The following is a 13,095-nucleotide window of genomic DNA, read 5'->3' on the forward strand; positions in this document are numbered from 1 at the left end:
GCTGGGTTTGACGCTTACCATTTAACTGCATTTCTACATCTTTAACCTCAATGAAATTTCTCGAAAATCTTGCTGGATCAACCGCCAGTACCTTTTTAATTAAACCTGTTTTTCCTGATTCAATTAGAGCCTTTAATCCTTCTCTGTCTGACTCTAGACCTGATGTACCATTATCAGAAAAGAATACAACTTCTTGACCGTTTATCAATGACAAGCACTTCTGTACTTGTTGAGCAATAGATTCATTGTTTTTTGCAGCACTTCTGGAGTAAATGGCAATCATTAATCATCATCCTTTCAAATCTTCATTTTATTCCAATTCCTCATAGATTACTGTCTGACTTTTTAGACCAGCATCGTACATTCTTTCGAATAGACCAGACCAACTACATGCACTACATATGAACAGTTTAAACTTTGCAAGAAAATAATTAGGGAGCGTATCCTCGGGATCTCGTGTCTTAAGTTCAACTTCCTCCTGCGTGAACTCCATTTCATTGCAGATCGGGCAAACTAAATACCTGTCCTTTTTTACTAGCTTTACCCTTCCCATGTTTGAATCTCCCTTTCTGTTTTAAAACCATCTTTTATGGTAAACACTTGCTACATCTCTGCATCTTATGAAATTTATCTAGCGCTTCAAAATAATCTTCTACAAAATAATACTTGCCATTTTTTCGTCCACTTTCTATGACCTTTTTATGAAAATGCTTCACTGACACATCTCCACATAAAACTTCATGGACTCGATTAACTGGTAAAATATGATCCGTTATGGCGATATATCCGATGCCTTTTTGTTTTATTTCATTGAAGTGTTCAACAGACAGAATTTCTTCCATCGCTCAATTCCCTCTTTCGTTGAAAATCTTCTTTTATCGGATTACTTGTATTCCATGAAACTTGATTGCTTCAATGTTATTGACTTCATTAATTTCAAGAAATTCATCTAGTTCTTCCTCGGTTTCGAACCAAGCAAATGTTCCATGGGGGTGCTTCTCGTCATGGTAAGTCAATAGGATTGTTTTATTCATTTATTCTCTTCACCTTTCCGAATGAATATCTGCTTATATTCAGCGATTTCGTATTTTGCTTCTTACTTAAGACGATCTATTACTTGCTTTCTATACACCTTCAGTTCATCCTCAATTTTTTCATAAGTCAGCTTATTTTCAATTGTAGGTAGCTCCATAATTTTCATGAATGCATCGTGAGATTTATCCATCAAATCTTTCTCAACTGGATCTGTAATTATTCTCTGAGGTCGATAGATATTAAAAAGTTCCTCACCATTATCGATATCGTCGTCTCTCATTGAAATTCTCCTTTTATCGTCTTTCGACAAACGTAACATTCTTTACTCTTGTGAATGGCTTACCTAGTACACTTGCTTTCCCGATTATCGTCATACGTACTAACCACTTCTGTCCATTTCGTACTTGTTCTGGATCAACTGTAGTGTTCCATTCATACTCATTTCCGTCATCATCTTCGAAGTCAAATCTCCATCCGACATTCGGTTTGATGTCAGAAGGTTCTCTGTCACGTATGACTGTAACAACCTTCTCAATTCTCATTAATGACACTCCTCAATTCCAATCAAATATTGATTTTAACTAAAAACCTTGTCTCAGAAACTTGATCTTTAGAATCTTCCCTTCAATCATTGCTGAAAAGTATCCTTCATTTTCATTAGAGTGTTGATATTTGACCAATTCTTCAGCAATTTCTTCAGTGACGATGCCTTTAAAATACGGGATGTTTATTTCTTCACCAATAATTAAATCAGCATCTTTTCTGTTGATGTCCACTCGTTCAAGGATTGTTTTTACCGGATCACTCAACTTTCCCCATTCAGTTTCTTTGATTTGTTTTTCCATTACATCTATTCTCCTTTCCCCATAAAATTAGACTTTGATTGCATGTAGCAAATTCTTACAAGTCATCTTCTGTTGCATCTAGAAACTCCTCATCAAATACTTCGTTACATTTTAAGCACTTCCATTTACCAAGGCTAGATTCAATCAAAGTATCTTCTTCACATATTGGGCATTCTCTATCTCCCACAATTACTCGCTCCTTTTTATACTGAATTGTTAGCTACTTACTGTTATGCTCCTCAATCATCTTCTGAATCTCAGCTAGCAATTTTGGATCATCTGGCAACTCAATCTTATGTAACTTCTTAATTACAATTTCCTTATCCCCATTTACTTCAACTGATAATGTATCCCCATACTCCGCGCCAATCAGCTTTAACTGTTCAGTGATGGATACTCCTAAGCTTGTTCCAATCTTGATGACTTTTCTTTGCAATTGGTTCACCTCACCTTACGCTTCCTTATATATCCATTATAGCGACTACTATATAATAGCGCAATACTAAACTTTGTTTTATTTTATATTTTTATTTTCAACATAAGACAAAAACCCACCAACTGGCAGGCTCTTCTTATACCATTTCTACAATACATTCAGGTAAGTCATTCTTAACATTACCAACCAATGCAGGAACAGGATAAGCCATCATTTGATCCTTATCATATGAACTTAATAATGATTCGAGTAAGTCGCCATCTTGAACGTTTCTATCTAACCAAACTGATTCATCTTCTCTTTTAAGTATCGCTGGCATTCTATCATGAATTTCAGCCACTAATTCATTTGGTTTTGTTGTAATAATAGTGCACGTATGTACTTTATCGCCTACAGGATTAATCCATGTATCATAGAGACCAGCAAATGAAAATATCTCACCTGACTTCATCATAATTCTCATGGGCTGCTTTCTATTGTCGAGCTTCATCCATTCGTAGAAACCATCAGCGGGTATCAAGCAACGTTTTCTTGTCAGAAGCCCTTTAAATGCTGGTTTTTCTCGCAATGTCTCCGATTTGGCGTTTATCATATTGAAGGCCATCTTTTCGTCTTTCGCCCAAGAGGGAATTAGTCCCCACTTTATCTTGCCAATCCGGTTTTTCCCGTTAACATTAATGATTGCACTTAGAAACTGACTTGGTGCAGCGTTGTATCTTGGAATAATATCAAATGGAATCCCATCGATGAGTTCAAAACGATCAATAAGGTCTTCAGGACTGGCTATCAAAGTGAATCTGCCACACATGGATTTCACCTCAACTAATTAGTGTACAGTTCTTTTTTGATAGGTCTTTATCTCTGATAATGGAATTAGATATCTAGCATCATTAGGATGAGCCTTATAAGGTACAATGACTCCAATTCGAACCAAGTCCTTAACTTCTTCTTTACTCATATTTAAGTGTTGGGCTGCTTCAGTTACAGTTAAATATATCTCAATATCTGAAGGATTCATAGCATTTAATCTCCCTCAATAAAGTCAATTCGAACATCGGATTCTTCTACCCAGTATGGCTCACCTGTCAAATCTTCAACCAGAATTTTAGTCCCATTTATTCTTTCTTCTTCTGGAATGTCCACGACTACTAAAACTTTTTCATAAGTTTTCAACCCATCATATGATTTTAACATAACTCCAAATGTAGGTTTAGCTTCTTGCATACATTTCAGCTCCATTTCTCATAAAATCACATATTTATTCAGATTCAATAATTGTACTAATCTTTTTCAACTGTTCGAGGGTTAACGTGTTAATCTTCTTTTCAATATCCCATTTCAATTTTTGAGTTTCTGCTTCATCTAAAATATCTTGCTTATTAAAATATAATTTCCAGTCTGCTGCATAATCAGTAACTTCGTTATACTCTTTTAGGTCGAACTTAATTACCCATCGCTCATTACTACCATCCCATACTTCGAAATATTTCCTTCCGATCTTTTTAATTAACATCTCTTTAATATCCTCAGTATGTCTAGCCATATTTCCATCTGGTTTAAGGTATACTTTCATCCCAACTTCTAGTTTATTCATAATGCCATTCCTTTCCCAATCATATAAGTCTTTGATTCAAAATTCTCTTATGACCTATACTTGTCATATTTGCTGTCTTCCCAATCCGATTGTGGTACTTGCAATTCCATAATCCAGCCATTACGATATGGGCAATTTTTAAAAACACGTATATAATTTCCCCAAGTCAGTATTTTCTTATCATCTGTGCATGTAATAATCATTAACATTCTCTCCTTTTTTCCTATAAAATCAAAGTTTGATCTGAATGTTCACTACGTATACAATTCTTTGCGTTAGTATGTAATCCTTCTGTCATTTACTTAGATTAATATACTGTTTAATGAGAATATCTTTTACGATTCCAGTAATTCCTTCTCGCTCTAGTTTCTGCTCAAATGCTCTCAATTTCACCTTAGTCACCCTTGTTTAATGTTTTTTTGTATTTCAAAATCAATAATAAAAATTATAATTTCGACTTTAAATAGCTACACAACTAACTTTTTTTACTTGAAATTTGTTATTTTTAATCGTTAAAAAATCGTTTGGGCTAATCATTCCTAAGCTTACTTGCAAAGCCAAATTAACATTTTCCATTGTGTCCCTATCCAATGTTCCTACTTTTTCAGATAAGCGCTGTTTGTCAATAGTCCTGATCTGTTCGCACAATATTACGCTGTCTTTTTCAATATCATACTCCAATGAACTAATCCCAATATGCGTTGGTAATTTTGCCTTCGAAATCTTGGACGTTATAGCAGCAACAATCACTGTTGGGCCAAATTTATTACCGATGTCATTCTGAATTACCAAGACAGGACGAAATCCTCCTTGCTCACTACCCACTACTGGAGACAAATCAGCCAAGTAAATCTCCCCTCGATATACTGGTTTCAAATTATCCCCTCCCTTTTCCTAGATTATAGTTTATGATATGATTACGTTTTATTTTTATGTCTTAATCTTACCATGACGAAATACCTAAAGCAAGCAAAAATAACCAATATCATAACAAAAAACCCGTCAAATTACGACAGGTTAAATGTCTTATTAAAGTCTTTTAACATTAATCTATATCTTGCTGAGGTATTTTCTTTTGAAGCAGCCTTGTTGCTTGCAAATTCTCTATATGACTCATCTTTGTACCTTTCAACCAAGAAGGATATCAGCCAATTCGCAAAGTCTTCTGGTGCAATTGTTGCTTGAGCATGTTTTGCTACCATACAAAGCATAGGAATATGCGTCTTCTTAAATGTTTCTTTGTAGTGTTTATTGTCAATATGATCTACAACTAAATTAAGATACTGCACAGATTCAGCAAAAGCCCTTTTTGCTTCAGTGGGCACACCTGTATCTATAACCCATTTTGTATAATCCGCAGATCCTATTCCTGTTTCCCCATCTTTATCAATGAAAAGCATTGATTGTACAATAACCTCACGATCACCTTTCCTATTTCTTAGGTTACCAGATATACTCACGTTTTGTATTAATGGATTGTTAGTCATCGTGGATAGGTAATCAATAGTTGCATTGTCCATGTGAGCTTCCAGTTTTTCAATGGCATTAAGGGACTCGTTGTTATTTAAGCGCTGGAAGACTAAATTCTTAATCTCATCATCCATTTCAAGTAACTCAAATACTAAAGTAAGACCAAGTATTCGGTTCTGGAACTCTTCAGGCAATGCAGTAAACATATGATTTGCAATTGGATATTCGTGAACATTGCCTTCCTCATCCGTTATTGTCACTGGAGGAGTATCTTTATGAAGTGGCATTTTGTTTTCTACAAACTTTATAGTTTTTGTTAGTCTCTGTTTACCATCAATAACGTTATATTTGCCGTTTACAAGCTGCACATAGATGTTAGGTACTGGAATGCCCATGATATACGAATGCATCAACATTGACCCTTTTAAATCGTCCCATGCGTCTGCATTTCGTTGAACTGGATCATTATATATAAATCGATCCTGTTGTCTCATAAATTCTTTAATGTTCATTTCCTGTTTCAACTTGTTAATGCCGAAATCTTTGATCTTTATACCCTGTAATGTCTTCAGGAAAATTAGTTTATTTGATTCTTGCTCATTAAATTGCAATGCATTAGAACCTAGAGTCTTCTTTCTGCCCATTTTACCCACTCCTTTTATTAGATCATTGTAGGCAAACTAAATGGTATTTATCCCTGATAAATCTTATGTATAAAAACAGAAAAAAGACCCTGTAATCAAGGTCTTTTGAAGGTTACTTTGTCACGCTAACTAGGCTTTCTATCTTGATCCACTCTGAATTCCAGTCGCTGACTAATTTGAATTGCTTACGGTTTACGTCTATTTCCTTCACGACTCCCCAAGTCTCTTCCAGTGTACCAAGATTCCCTTTTACAGACTGAAGCCACTTTACATTGATTGCATAGTCATATTGCGTACTATCATAAATCCTGAAACACATCTCTCCGAAATCGTCTTCATCTACGTCTGGTTTTTTCTCTAGTCTGCTTTCTTCACCATGGCTAATTATTGCTGACCTATGTTCTGGAAGTAATATACGCATGCTACCAAACAGATCATTGATTTTCTTCGACATTCCATTCCACCCCTACACAAGAACATTTGTTCGTATCTATATTATGCTCCGAGTTACACTCTTATGCAAGTACAAAAAAAGACTTTGCTTATGGCAAAGCCTCCCAAGAATTGATTATTAATTTGTCTTAGCCGTTAACTCATTAGGGTGATACCATTTGTTATTAAGGCTGTCAACATAAGCTACTGTGGATACAAACTCATCTGGCTGCATTTCAATTAACTTCGAGACGGCAGATTCTTTCTTGGTTACTTTCTTACCTACAATAAATACAGCATTGTCTTTTCTATTTTGTACTGCTTCAACTTTAATCTGTTTTCGATCCAAGTTAATGATATCTCCAGCAACTAGATATTTAGCCATAATATCCAGCGTAACTTTTTTCATAATTCACACTCCTTTAATTCAAGATATCATAATATACAAAATACAAACAATTAAAATGCGTATTTTATAAGGAATCCCATAAATCAATTGCTGCTGTAGATTCTTTTTCTCTTTGAATCTTATTTATATCTGATTGAATTCTTTTCGCATTGTTAATATAGTCCTTATATTCAGAAACATAATTTATGATATCAGGTGTACACTCTAATCTGTTTGGATAACTTGGTCGCCCATTGTGTTTATGACTTCGAGTGTACTCATCTCGTTCAATCCATACATCATAGTCGTTTTGCCCAGTAGGTTTTATTTTGATAAGATCGTATTTTGAAAACAACTCTCCGAACTTTCCAATTACAAGTCGAAGAGCTTTATTTAGATGATCTGGTAAATATTTGCCACTACAAAAATAAAGGTGCTCATTCTCTTTCAAGTCCCACCACAACTGTTCTTCATCAAAAAATTCGTTAATAATATCGGGTGCATTTGCAGATAAAATAGCCAATTCATCTTTTAACTCTTTTAATTTTTCTATCCCCAACTCTTTCACTAATTCAGGGTTACGCTTAATTACTTTTTCTGCTTCGGTCTTGAATTGTTGCTGAACAAATGGGATGAGTGCAGCTTTGAATTGATTTCTCGTGTTACTCAATTGATGTTTAACTTCTTCAAATTCATTTCTTTTTGCTTCTATCTCCTGATCGAAATTTCGCATTAGTTCTTCCTCCTTTGTTTATTTTTACCATAAATTGTACCATAAATTTCAATCAATTGTCTCTTTTATTGAAAGTACTCATCGAATAACACATGAAACTCACTTGGTAATTCGATATCAGACACGATCCTTGCCTCTACTTCATCAACCACGAACGCCACTCTCCCGTTCTCGTAATGCTTTTGCTTTATAATACCAATGGGAGTTACCTCAAGTATTTCAATTGCTGAGACACCACCTTCATCGAGTATTTCTTTCACCCAAATGAAGAGTTCTTCCAATGTCGAACAAATATATATACCTTCAAGAAATTCTTTATCTTCTCTGCCTCTTGTACAACTAAGTTCTTTATGATGGATTGGCTGATTTAGGTTGATCTTTTCAATGTACACTTCGGCGTTTTCTTCTCCAATATCCCAAGTTATGTACTTATATCCTTTAGTTATCATTGAAAGACCCCCTTCTTTTTCCATTATATCACTCTGGATAAAGGAACGAATTTATCGGGTTTTATTTTTGTTGTTTTCACAGTAACAACAGTCGCGTATATTCGCAAACTTGTAGCCGTCAATATCACTTTTATAAACAAACTCTTCCCCAAATCTTTCTGTATCTCTTTCAAAACACCTGATTACCATATCGAATGTTCCACATTGTTTACAATCCTTCATTTTACAGACCTCCTGACCCATTGAATTCAAACTTTGATTAAATTATCTGTTGTACCATACAACTTGCAAGTCACCTACCATACCTTGGAGCTTCAACAAATCTTTTTTGTACTTATTGAGCAATTCTGAAGGATAGATTGTCTGGATGCAGATGACTTTTTTGTTCAATAAAACTTCTGATACATATCCATCGTAATCAATAAATGATTCATCTTCACAGAAATGAATAAACTCATTTAGTGACATAACATCTCCAAAATTATTATTAAAAACCTCTTGGCTATTTACATTGAATTGTAATGCCATGTTAATCTCTCCTTTTCAATCAAACTATGCTTTTATTCAATTTATTTTTAAATGCTTATACTTGCCATTCCCTAACCTCATCACTTCGAACGTCAATTGATCAATGTTATACCTATATCTCCCTTTACCATCTACCCTACACATACCTTCTGCAAGTTGAGAAATGTAGTATATGTTTTGTGATACACATACCTCATCCCAGTTATATACCATGTCATCAACTACAGGAATGTATTTATAAAGTTTGTACATGGCAACTCCTTATTAGAGGTCTTCTTGAAAATGCGCCATTAGGAAATTATGATACCGTTCCTTAACGGGTTCAAATTGCTGCTCCAGATGAACAAAAGATAAGGCACAATGTTCTACATAAAAACCTATCGCCTCTTCTATCATTTTATAATCTTGCTTAATTGATTTTGGCGTAATTTCCACTATTCCTTCATCATGCAAACTCATCGTTGATTTCAAGGATTCAATTCTTCTTGATATTCCTGTATATAAACAGATTGACACACCTAAAGGAACAATCATCATGCAATCACTCTCCATTTTTATTTTATTTCACAAAGTTGCTTTGATATTGTGTATTTCTTAATTGATAGGTACCTTGATGATTCGTGCTTAATGACCTGCGATCCACCATCATTTTATGCAATATATCTTTGTCATTCACAGCACTTGGAGGTTTTGCATCTATTGTAATTTGACGAACTGACCCCACTCGGTTATAAATCACAGTATATTCAACTCATTTCTAATCAAATTTTACATTCATTTAGTTTCGCTTATTCGCCTTGTTTCTCTCTTCAATCCTTCGTGCTTCTGCTGCCAATTGTAATGCTTTTGATCTGAGTCTCCCTGCCCTGCCATAATCACCTTTTAAAGCAGCTTGCTTTGATCTTGTCTCCCAAAGTCCTGCCCTGTTCAGTAGTCTTTCTACTTCCTTACCCACCTTTTGTCCTCCATATTCATAATAAAGTTCCACATTTATTGGGTTATTTATCATCTTCATTTCTAATTCCACAATATTGTTTAGCTTCTTTAATTAGACTTCCGATAGACATTGAAAAAATATCTGGTAACTCCTTATAGTCCCAAATTGGCGCTTGGACTGGATAGCATTGTTCATCAACTATCAGTTTGTCATCGAGCATAATTCCAACTTCCCATTTAGCTTCTTCTACTCTTTGAAAACGAACCATCTTAATTGTGTACATGATCTATACTCCTCCTTGTTATCTTTCAATCAAATCTCAATTTGATTTAGTCTTCAACAGTTGCTTGCAATTTACAATACGGGCATACAGTTTGAAATGCAGAGAATAATGCCTTACATTCCACATTGGCACATCTTTGGACTAAATAACTTTCACTCTCATACTGAACTCGTTTAGCCATTATAATCATCTCCCATTCCTTCTAGTAATTCCACAATTTCCGATGTCTATCTTTCATTTCTGCCTGATCACGTTCCACCTTTTCAGTCAAATCGGCAATTTTCTTATCTAGCAACTGTTTATAGTTTTCAATTGCTTGTTCTCTGGTTGTTCCAATTGCAGAATCTCCCTTGCTATCTTGAACAATCCAACCTGTCTTGTGCTGCCATATGTAGTATTTGATTTCGTCCCTTTTGGGATTAAGTAAATCGGCAATATTACCAAAGAACAATATCAATCAACTCCTTTTTAGAAATAGTTACTCATTTACAATTTCAAAGTAATAACTAAACCATTTATCCCTATTCCAGTTCTCGTTACTGTCAAACGCGATTGCTTCATAACCGATAGGATATGGCTGCTTCTTTTCTGTTTGCGCTGATAAGATTCCTTTATATACTGATGTTGGATATGTGCAGCCACTTTTAAAAAGAACCTCACCATATCCATAAACATCACTAAGGCATTTTACCTCCATACACATTCCCCATTTCTAATCAAAGAATCCTTTTATCGATTTACTTACACTATTTTCTGTAATATCGCTTATTAATAATTCCCACACAAATACTTATCAAAAATACAACAAATAGAATTATAAAGTGATCCGTAGTTAGAAAGTTAAACAACTCCTTTATATGCTGAAATATTCATTTCATTATTTTCTCTATCCTTGTTTCCGATCGATCATTTTACTGTAGCAGTATGTAATTACGCATGTAGATTCTTCATCATCACCTTGACACACATATTCTCTGCCGAATTTATAATGAACTTCATTTTTAGTGTCGATCTTCCTTTCACAAACCACACATTTTGCCATTGTTATCAACTCCTGATATTAGGATCATTTAATTGGAAACTTGCTATACAATAACTCTCTAAATTCATCATTTTCAATTAGAAAAAACTCCTCTTCTACGCTTTCCCCTTCGTGATCAAAGATAAGCACTTTCCAATCATTCATTATTATTACTATTCTTCCGTCAAACTTTTTCAGTGTTTTGAGAGTAAAAGTTCCTTCACTATATTGGGTGCCATTTTCCATTACATCTAAGAAACAGAATTCGAGCACTTCAATGCCAAAAAGAGATAGAGTTTCGTATTCCATGTTTTCTCCCCTTTATGTGGAAATACATTTTATTTACCGAGTCCAGCTCCAAAGACATACTTTACACATGTGCTGCCAAAAACCCACGCTTCCTGTCCTTCAGTGTCCTCAGTGAAGTAATAAGCCTGTTTCCCAGTTAATCTTTCACCACATCGGTCACAATGTTGATTTAAACCCTTGTCGATGTGAGTAAATATCAACGAGACATACTGGTTTGCACCATTACTGTTATTAAAATATCCAAAGTTACACATCAGATATTTTTCAAATTTCTTTCCCATAAACGACAACTCCCAAAAGGATTATCTGTGTGATCTAATCTCTCACATAAAACAACATATTTTCCAGCTGCTGAATTTCTGCTTCAAGTTTTGCTATTGCGGTTGCATATCTAACCGATACGGTAGAAATGTTTTCAAAATCTGTTGAATTAAAAGCTCTATTGATGTTACTTCCTAACGACTTTTTGTATTCAGTCAACTTCTCTTCTAATCGGACTTTCTTCTCATTAATCATTGAGTTTATGTTATCTCTGTTCATTTTCTAATCCTTTCTTGTCTGAAATTGAAATTATGTATATTCCAACACTAAACATCGTTTATATTTATTATTTTAACTTATAAAAATCCTATTTGCAATCATTTTTTACTTCTTATTCAAATATGAAGAGCAATGAATATTAGAACAACCAAAGCCGCTGGCATAACTCGCTCGCCCATTATAAAGTTCACTCGGTCTTGACTAATCATAAGATCTCCCTCCTTTTGATTCTAGTCTATTAATGGTCATCCTTATCTATTCCTACTCCTTCTACTTTCTCGACCATCACAAGGCCATCCACAACGTTCTTAGGATCAAAGTATGCTATCACAACATCATCAACATTGATTTCCTCGCCTTGCGGGATAAACTCTTGAGTAAAATACACTCTACTTTCGTCATAAACTCCAGTTCCCCAGTATTCTCCGTTTTCAGCCTTTGTCACTTTATAGATGAACACTGTATACTCTCCGCATGCGAAAGCACTTGCTGCGTTAAACGTGATGACACATACTAAAACCAACATCATAATCAGCTTCACTGTCATTTTAATCATCATATACACTCCTTAATTTTATTTACTTAATCTTCTACAATGTCACCTGTAATTGGGTCATAGATATTAATTGTTCCACTTTCTTTGTGTTCATATATCTCAAAGCCGCTTCCTGTTTGTCCCTTGTAATACCATTTCACTGGACTGAAGAATGTAAAATCAGCTTCTTGCATTAAGACTCCCCCTTGTAATGTTCTATGCGTCTTACATATCCTTTCTTAATCCACGCTTGATAAGGGTAATACTCACCGTATCCCTCAAACAAGAAACCTGTAGGAACAGTTTCACCAGCTTTTCGATCTGGCTTTTTACTTTCTGCTAATTCCGTCCAAACCCATGGATTGAGTTTCTCATTGTCTCTTGTGTTTATCATCAATTGCACCCCGCTTTCAGAAGCATAAAATTTACTTTATGTTTTTCTCTGAGTTCTTCGGTTAAATCTGTTTTTGGGTTCCATACAGGATAAAGATCCAGAAAATCATTTGGTGTTTCTTTCATACCCATTTCTTTTGCTCTAAATAAAAACTCTTTCGGCTTCTCATAACCCATTTTGTATGTATTATTTAGAAATTGAGTAAATACGAGTTTTTTACCATTGATGATTTCAACATTAAACCCCTTGAATTCTCCTGTTTCAAGGTTAACGACTCTTACCTCAGTCCATCCTTGTTGCCGTTCCTTAGTGAATGTTTTAATCATTTGCACACTCCCCTTTCCTGTAAGATGTTGTATTCATAGACCATTGTCGTTCCCGAATATCCATCAACCTGTACAAGTAAAGAGTCTTCCATGGCAAGCAAAACAGTTGCTTTTACATTTGATTGTCCATGCATTCTTTTTAAAGTTATTCGCTGTTCCTTTGTATAAGTGTTTAGTAAGTTAATCAAATTAGCCA

The 13,095-nt window shown here is 34.8% G+C and carries 30 protein-coding genes and 1 pseudogene; all 31 read right to left on the reverse strand.

Annotated elements, in window-relative coordinates:
• A partial coding sequence (locus ACIFQN_RS34640) for a recombinase family protein (RefSeq protein WP_429837599.1) occupies positions 1-283 on the reverse strand: 283 nt, incomplete at its 3' end.
• A gap of 304 nt (positions 284-587) precedes the next feature.
• Positions 588-842 (reverse strand): hypothetical protein, encoded by a 255-nt coding sequence (locus ACIFQN_RS34645; protein ID WP_429837600.1) that lies wholly within the window; start codon positions 840-842, stop codon positions 588-590.
• 33 nt (positions 843-875) lie between these two features.
• Complete coding sequence (locus ACIFQN_RS34650) at positions 876-1,034, reverse strand: hypothetical protein (RefSeq protein ID WP_429837601.1); 159 nt, start codon at positions 1,032-1,034, stop codon at positions 876-878.
• Between the two features lie 62 nt (positions 1,035-1,096).
• Positions 1,097-1,315 carry a hypothetical protein gene (locus ACIFQN_RS34655; RefSeq protein WP_429837602.1) on the reverse strand — a complete coding sequence of 73 codons (219 nt, stop codon included), beginning with the start codon at positions 1,313-1,315 and terminating at the stop codon, positions 1,097-1,099.
• Between the two features lie 13 nt (positions 1,316-1,328).
• Complete coding sequence (locus ACIFQN_RS34660) at positions 1,329-1,577, reverse strand: hypothetical protein (protein ID WP_429837603.1); 249 nt, start codon at positions 1,575-1,577, stop codon at positions 1,329-1,331.
• Between the two features lie 39 nt (positions 1,578-1,616).
• Positions 1,617-1,880: a hypothetical protein gene (locus ACIFQN_RS34665; RefSeq protein WP_429837604.1), complete on the reverse strand. Its 264-nt coding sequence runs from the start codon at positions 1,878-1,880 to the stop codon at positions 1,617-1,619.
• Positions 1,881-1,935: 55 nt separating this feature from the next.
• Entirely contained in the window at positions 1,936-2,067 is a 132-nt protein-coding gene (locus tag ACIFQN_RS34670; RefSeq protein ID WP_429837605.1) for a hypothetical protein, read from the reverse strand.
• A gap of 33 nt (positions 2,068-2,100) precedes the next feature.
• Positions 2,101-2,325 (reverse strand): AbrB family transcriptional regulator, encoded by a 225-nt coding sequence (locus tag ACIFQN_RS34675; protein ID WP_429837606.1) that lies wholly within the window; start codon positions 2,323-2,325, stop codon positions 2,101-2,103.
• Between the two features lie 127 nt (positions 2,326-2,452).
• Positions 2,453-3,124: an SOS response-associated peptidase gene (locus ACIFQN_RS34680; protein ID WP_429837607.1), complete on the reverse strand. Its 672-nt coding sequence runs from the start codon at positions 3,122-3,124 to the stop codon at positions 2,453-2,455.
• Positions 3,125-3,142: 18 nt separating this feature from the next.
• The gene (locus ACIFQN_RS34685) at positions 3,143-3,334 is read right to left on the reverse strand and encodes a helix-turn-helix domain-containing protein (protein ID WP_429837608.1); all 192 of its coding nucleotides are present in this window, start codon (positions 3,332-3,334) and stop codon (positions 3,143-3,145) included.
• 5 nt (positions 3,335-3,339) lie between these two features.
• Positions 3,340-3,540 carry a hypothetical protein gene (locus ACIFQN_RS34690; RefSeq protein WP_429837609.1) on the reverse strand — a complete coding sequence of 67 codons (201 nt, stop codon included), beginning with the start codon at positions 3,538-3,540 and terminating at the stop codon, positions 3,340-3,342.
• Between the two features lie 34 nt (positions 3,541-3,574).
• Positions 3,575-3,910: a hypothetical protein gene (locus ACIFQN_RS34695; RefSeq protein ID WP_429837610.1), complete on the reverse strand. Its 336-nt coding sequence runs from the start codon at positions 3,908-3,910 to the stop codon at positions 3,575-3,577.
• A gap of 531 nt (positions 3,911-4,441) precedes the next feature.
• Positions 4,442-4,786, reverse strand: a pseudogene (locus ACIFQN_RS34700) (type II toxin-antitoxin system PemK/MazF family toxin); the annotation flags it as partial.
• A gap of 131 nt (positions 4,787-4,917) precedes the next feature.
• Positions 4,918-6,024: a DUF262 domain-containing protein gene (locus ACIFQN_RS34705; RefSeq protein ID WP_429837611.1), complete on the reverse strand. Its 1,107-nt coding sequence runs from the start codon at positions 6,022-6,024 to the stop codon at positions 4,918-4,920.
• Positions 6,025-6,136: 112 nt separating this feature from the next.
• On the reverse strand, positions 6,137-6,478 hold the full coding sequence (locus ACIFQN_RS34710; protein WP_429837612.1) for a YolD-like family protein: 342 nt from the start codon (positions 6,476-6,478) through the stop codon (positions 6,137-6,139).
• A 117-nt stretch (positions 6,479-6,595) separates the two neighbouring features.
• Positions 6,596-6,865 carry a hypothetical protein gene (locus ACIFQN_RS34715; RefSeq protein WP_429837613.1) on the reverse strand — a complete coding sequence of 90 codons (270 nt, stop codon included), beginning with the start codon at positions 6,863-6,865 and terminating at the stop codon, positions 6,596-6,598.
• Between the two features lie 64 nt (positions 6,866-6,929).
• Positions 6,930-7,577: a hypothetical protein gene (locus tag ACIFQN_RS34720; RefSeq protein ID WP_429837614.1), complete on the reverse strand. Its 648-nt coding sequence runs from the start codon at positions 7,575-7,577 to the stop codon at positions 6,930-6,932.
• A gap of 65 nt (positions 7,578-7,642) precedes the next feature.
• Positions 7,643-8,026 carry a hypothetical protein gene (locus ACIFQN_RS34725; protein WP_429837615.1) on the reverse strand — a complete coding sequence of 128 codons (384 nt, stop codon included), beginning with the start codon at positions 8,024-8,026 and terminating at the stop codon, positions 7,643-7,645.
• 264 nt (positions 8,027-8,290) lie between these two features.
• A complete protein-coding gene (locus ACIFQN_RS34730) occupies positions 8,291-8,554 on the reverse strand; it encodes a hypothetical protein (protein WP_429837616.1) in 264 nt (87 codons plus the stop codon).
• Between the two features lie 264 nt (positions 8,555-8,818).
• The gene (locus tag ACIFQN_RS34735; RefSeq protein ID WP_429837617.1) at positions 8,819-9,091 is read right to left on the reverse strand and encodes a hypothetical protein; all 273 of its coding nucleotides are present in this window, start codon (positions 9,089-9,091) and stop codon (positions 8,819-8,821) included.
• A gap of 241 nt (positions 9,092-9,332) precedes the next feature.
• Positions 9,333-9,581: a hypothetical protein gene (locus ACIFQN_RS34740; RefSeq protein ID WP_429837618.1), complete on the reverse strand. Its 249-nt coding sequence runs from the start codon at positions 9,579-9,581 to the stop codon at positions 9,333-9,335.
• Positions 9,553-9,774, reverse strand: coding sequence for a hypothetical protein (locus tag ACIFQN_RS34745; protein WP_429837619.1), 222 nt, complete (start codon positions 9,772-9,774; stop codon positions 9,553-9,555). The genes ACIFQN_RS34740 and ACIFQN_RS34745 overlap by 29 nt, the downstream gene beginning before the upstream one ends.
• Positions 9,775-9,976: 202 nt before the next feature.
• Positions 9,977-10,225 (reverse strand): hypothetical protein, encoded by a 249-nt coding sequence (locus ACIFQN_RS34750; RefSeq protein WP_429837620.1) that lies wholly within the window; start codon positions 10,223-10,225, stop codon positions 9,977-9,979.
• Positions 10,226-10,252: 27 nt separating this feature from the next.
• Positions 10,253-10,471 carry a hypothetical protein gene (locus tag ACIFQN_RS34755; protein ID WP_429837621.1) on the reverse strand — a complete coding sequence of 73 codons (219 nt, stop codon included), beginning with the start codon at positions 10,469-10,471 and terminating at the stop codon, positions 10,253-10,255.
• A 369-nt stretch (positions 10,472-10,840) separates the two neighbouring features.
• Entirely contained in the window at positions 10,841-11,104 is a 264-nt protein-coding gene (locus tag ACIFQN_RS34760; RefSeq protein WP_429837622.1) for a hypothetical protein, read from the reverse strand.
• A 29-nt stretch (positions 11,105-11,133) separates the two neighbouring features.
• Complete coding sequence (locus ACIFQN_RS34765; protein ID WP_429837623.1) at positions 11,134-11,385, reverse strand: hypothetical protein; 252 nt, start codon at positions 11,383-11,385, stop codon at positions 11,134-11,136.
• A 34-nt stretch (positions 11,386-11,419) separates the two neighbouring features.
• The gene (locus ACIFQN_RS34770; protein ID WP_429837624.1) at positions 11,420-11,644 is read right to left on the reverse strand and encodes a hypothetical protein; all 225 of its coding nucleotides are present in this window, start codon (positions 11,642-11,644) and stop codon (positions 11,420-11,422) included.
• Between the two features lie 238 nt (positions 11,645-11,882).
• Positions 11,883-12,203, reverse strand: a complete 321-nt coding sequence (locus ACIFQN_RS34775) for a hypothetical protein (protein WP_429837625.1) — start codon at positions 12,201-12,203, stop codon at positions 11,883-11,885.
• Between the two features lie 23 nt (positions 12,204-12,226).
• Positions 12,227-12,373 (reverse strand): hypothetical protein, encoded by a 147-nt coding sequence (locus ACIFQN_RS34780; protein ID WP_429837626.1) that lies wholly within the window; start codon positions 12,371-12,373, stop codon positions 12,227-12,229.
• 199 nt (positions 12,374-12,572) lie between these two features.
• Positions 12,573-12,899 (reverse strand): hypothetical protein, encoded by a 327-nt coding sequence (locus ACIFQN_RS34785; protein WP_429837627.1) that lies wholly within the window; start codon positions 12,897-12,899, stop codon positions 12,573-12,575.
• Positions 12,896-13,087, reverse strand: a complete 192-nt coding sequence (locus tag ACIFQN_RS34790; RefSeq protein ID WP_429837628.1) for a hypothetical protein — start codon at positions 13,085-13,087, stop codon at positions 12,896-12,898. Before ACIFQN_RS34790 ends, ACIFQN_RS34785 begins: the two co-directional genes overlap by 4 nt.
• Positions 13,088-13,095 lie beyond the last annotated feature (8 nt).

The organism is Brevibacillus sp. NRS-1366, from assembly GCF_050467985.1.

Bases quoted from the DNA above. Each gene is read 5' to 3' on its own strand.
- ACIFQN_RS34665 (WP_429837604.1), bottom strand. From the start codon at position 1,880: ATGGAAAAACAAATCAAAGAAACTGAATGGGGAAAGTTGAGTGATCCG.
- ACIFQN_RS34705 (WP_429837611.1), bottom strand. From the start codon at position 6,024: ATGGGCAGAAAGAAGACTCTAGGTTCTAATGCATTGCAATTTAATGAG.
- ACIFQN_RS34765 (WP_429837623.1), bottom strand. From the start codon at position 11,385: ATGGGAAAGAAATTTGAAAAATATCTGATGTGTAACTTTGGATATTTT.
- ACIFQN_RS34655 (WP_429837602.1), bottom strand. From the start codon at position 1,315: ATGAGAGACGACGATATCGATAATGGTGAGGAACTTTTTAATATCTAT.
- ACIFQN_RS34735 (WP_429837617.1), bottom strand. From the start codon at position 9,091: ATGATGATTGTTCCTTTAGGTGTGTCAATCTGTTTATATACAGGAATA.
- ACIFQN_RS34645 (WP_429837600.1), bottom strand. From the start codon at position 842: ATGGAAGAAATTCTGTCTGTTGAACACTTCAATGAAATAAAACAAAAA.
- ACIFQN_RS34730 (WP_429837616.1), bottom strand. From the start codon at position 8,554: ATGGCATTACAATTCAATGTAAATAGCCAAGAGGTTTTTAATAATAAT.
- ACIFQN_RS34660 (WP_429837603.1), bottom strand. From the start codon at position 1,577: ATGAGAATTGAGAAGGTTGTTACAGTCATACGTGACAGAGAACCTTCT.
- ACIFQN_RS34760 (WP_429837622.1), bottom strand. From the start codon at position 11,104: ATGGAATACGAAACTCTATCTCTTTTTGGCATTGAAGTGCTCGAATTC.
- ACIFQN_RS34690 (WP_429837609.1), bottom strand. From the start codon at position 3,540: ATGCAAGAAGCTAAACCTACATTTGGAGTTATGTTAAAATCATATGAT.
- ACIFQN_RS34710 (WP_429837612.1), bottom strand. From the start codon at position 6,478: ATGTCGAAGAAAATCAATGATCTGTTTGGTAGCATGCGTATATTACTT.
- ACIFQN_RS34785 (WP_429837627.1), bottom strand. From the start codon at position 12,899: ATGATTAAAACATTCACTAAGGAACGGCAACAAGGATGGACTGAGGTA.
- ACIFQN_RS34770 (WP_429837624.1), bottom strand. From the start codon at position 11,644: ATGAACAGAGATAACATAAACTCAATGATTAATGAGAAGAAAGTCCGA.
- ACIFQN_RS34685 (WP_429837608.1), bottom strand. From the start codon at position 3,334: ATGAATCCTTCAGATATTGAGATATATTTAACTGTAACTGAAGCAGCC.
- ACIFQN_RS34755 (WP_429837621.1), bottom strand. From the start codon at position 10,471: ATGGAGGTAAAATGCCTTAGTGATGTTTATGGATATGGTGAGGTTCTT.
- ACIFQN_RS34715 (WP_429837613.1), bottom strand. From the start codon at position 6,865: ATGAAAAAAGTTACGCTGGATATTATGGCTAAATATCTAGTTGCTGGA.
- ACIFQN_RS34680 (WP_429837607.1), bottom strand. From the start codon at position 3,124: ATGTGTGGCAGATTCACTTTGATAGCCAGTCCTGAAGACCTTATTGAT.
- ACIFQN_RS34720 (WP_429837614.1), bottom strand. From the start codon at position 7,577: ATGCGAAATTTCGATCAGGAGATAGAAGCAAAAAGAAATGAATTTGAA.
- ACIFQN_RS34725 (WP_429837615.1), bottom strand. From the start codon at position 8,026: ATGATAACTAAAGGATATAAGTACATAACTTGGGATATTGGAGAAGAA.
- ACIFQN_RS34780 (WP_429837626.1), bottom strand. From the start codon at position 12,373: ATGCAAGAAGCTGATTTTACATTCTTCAGTCCAGTGAAATGGTATTAC.
- ACIFQN_RS34745 (WP_429837619.1), bottom strand. From the start codon at position 9,774: ATGTACACAATTAAGATGGTTCGTTTTCAAAGAGTAGAAGAAGCTAAA.
- ACIFQN_RS34695 (WP_429837610.1), bottom strand. From the start codon at position 3,910: ATGAATAAACTAGAAGTTGGGATGAAAGTATACCTTAAACCAGATGGA.
- ACIFQN_RS34775 (WP_429837625.1), bottom strand. From the start codon at position 12,203: ATGATGATTAAAATGACAGTGAAGCTGATTATGATGTTGGTTTTAGTA.
- ACIFQN_RS34650 (WP_429837601.1), bottom strand. From the start codon at position 1,034: ATGAATAAAACAATCCTATTGACTTACCATGACGAGAAGCACCCCCAT.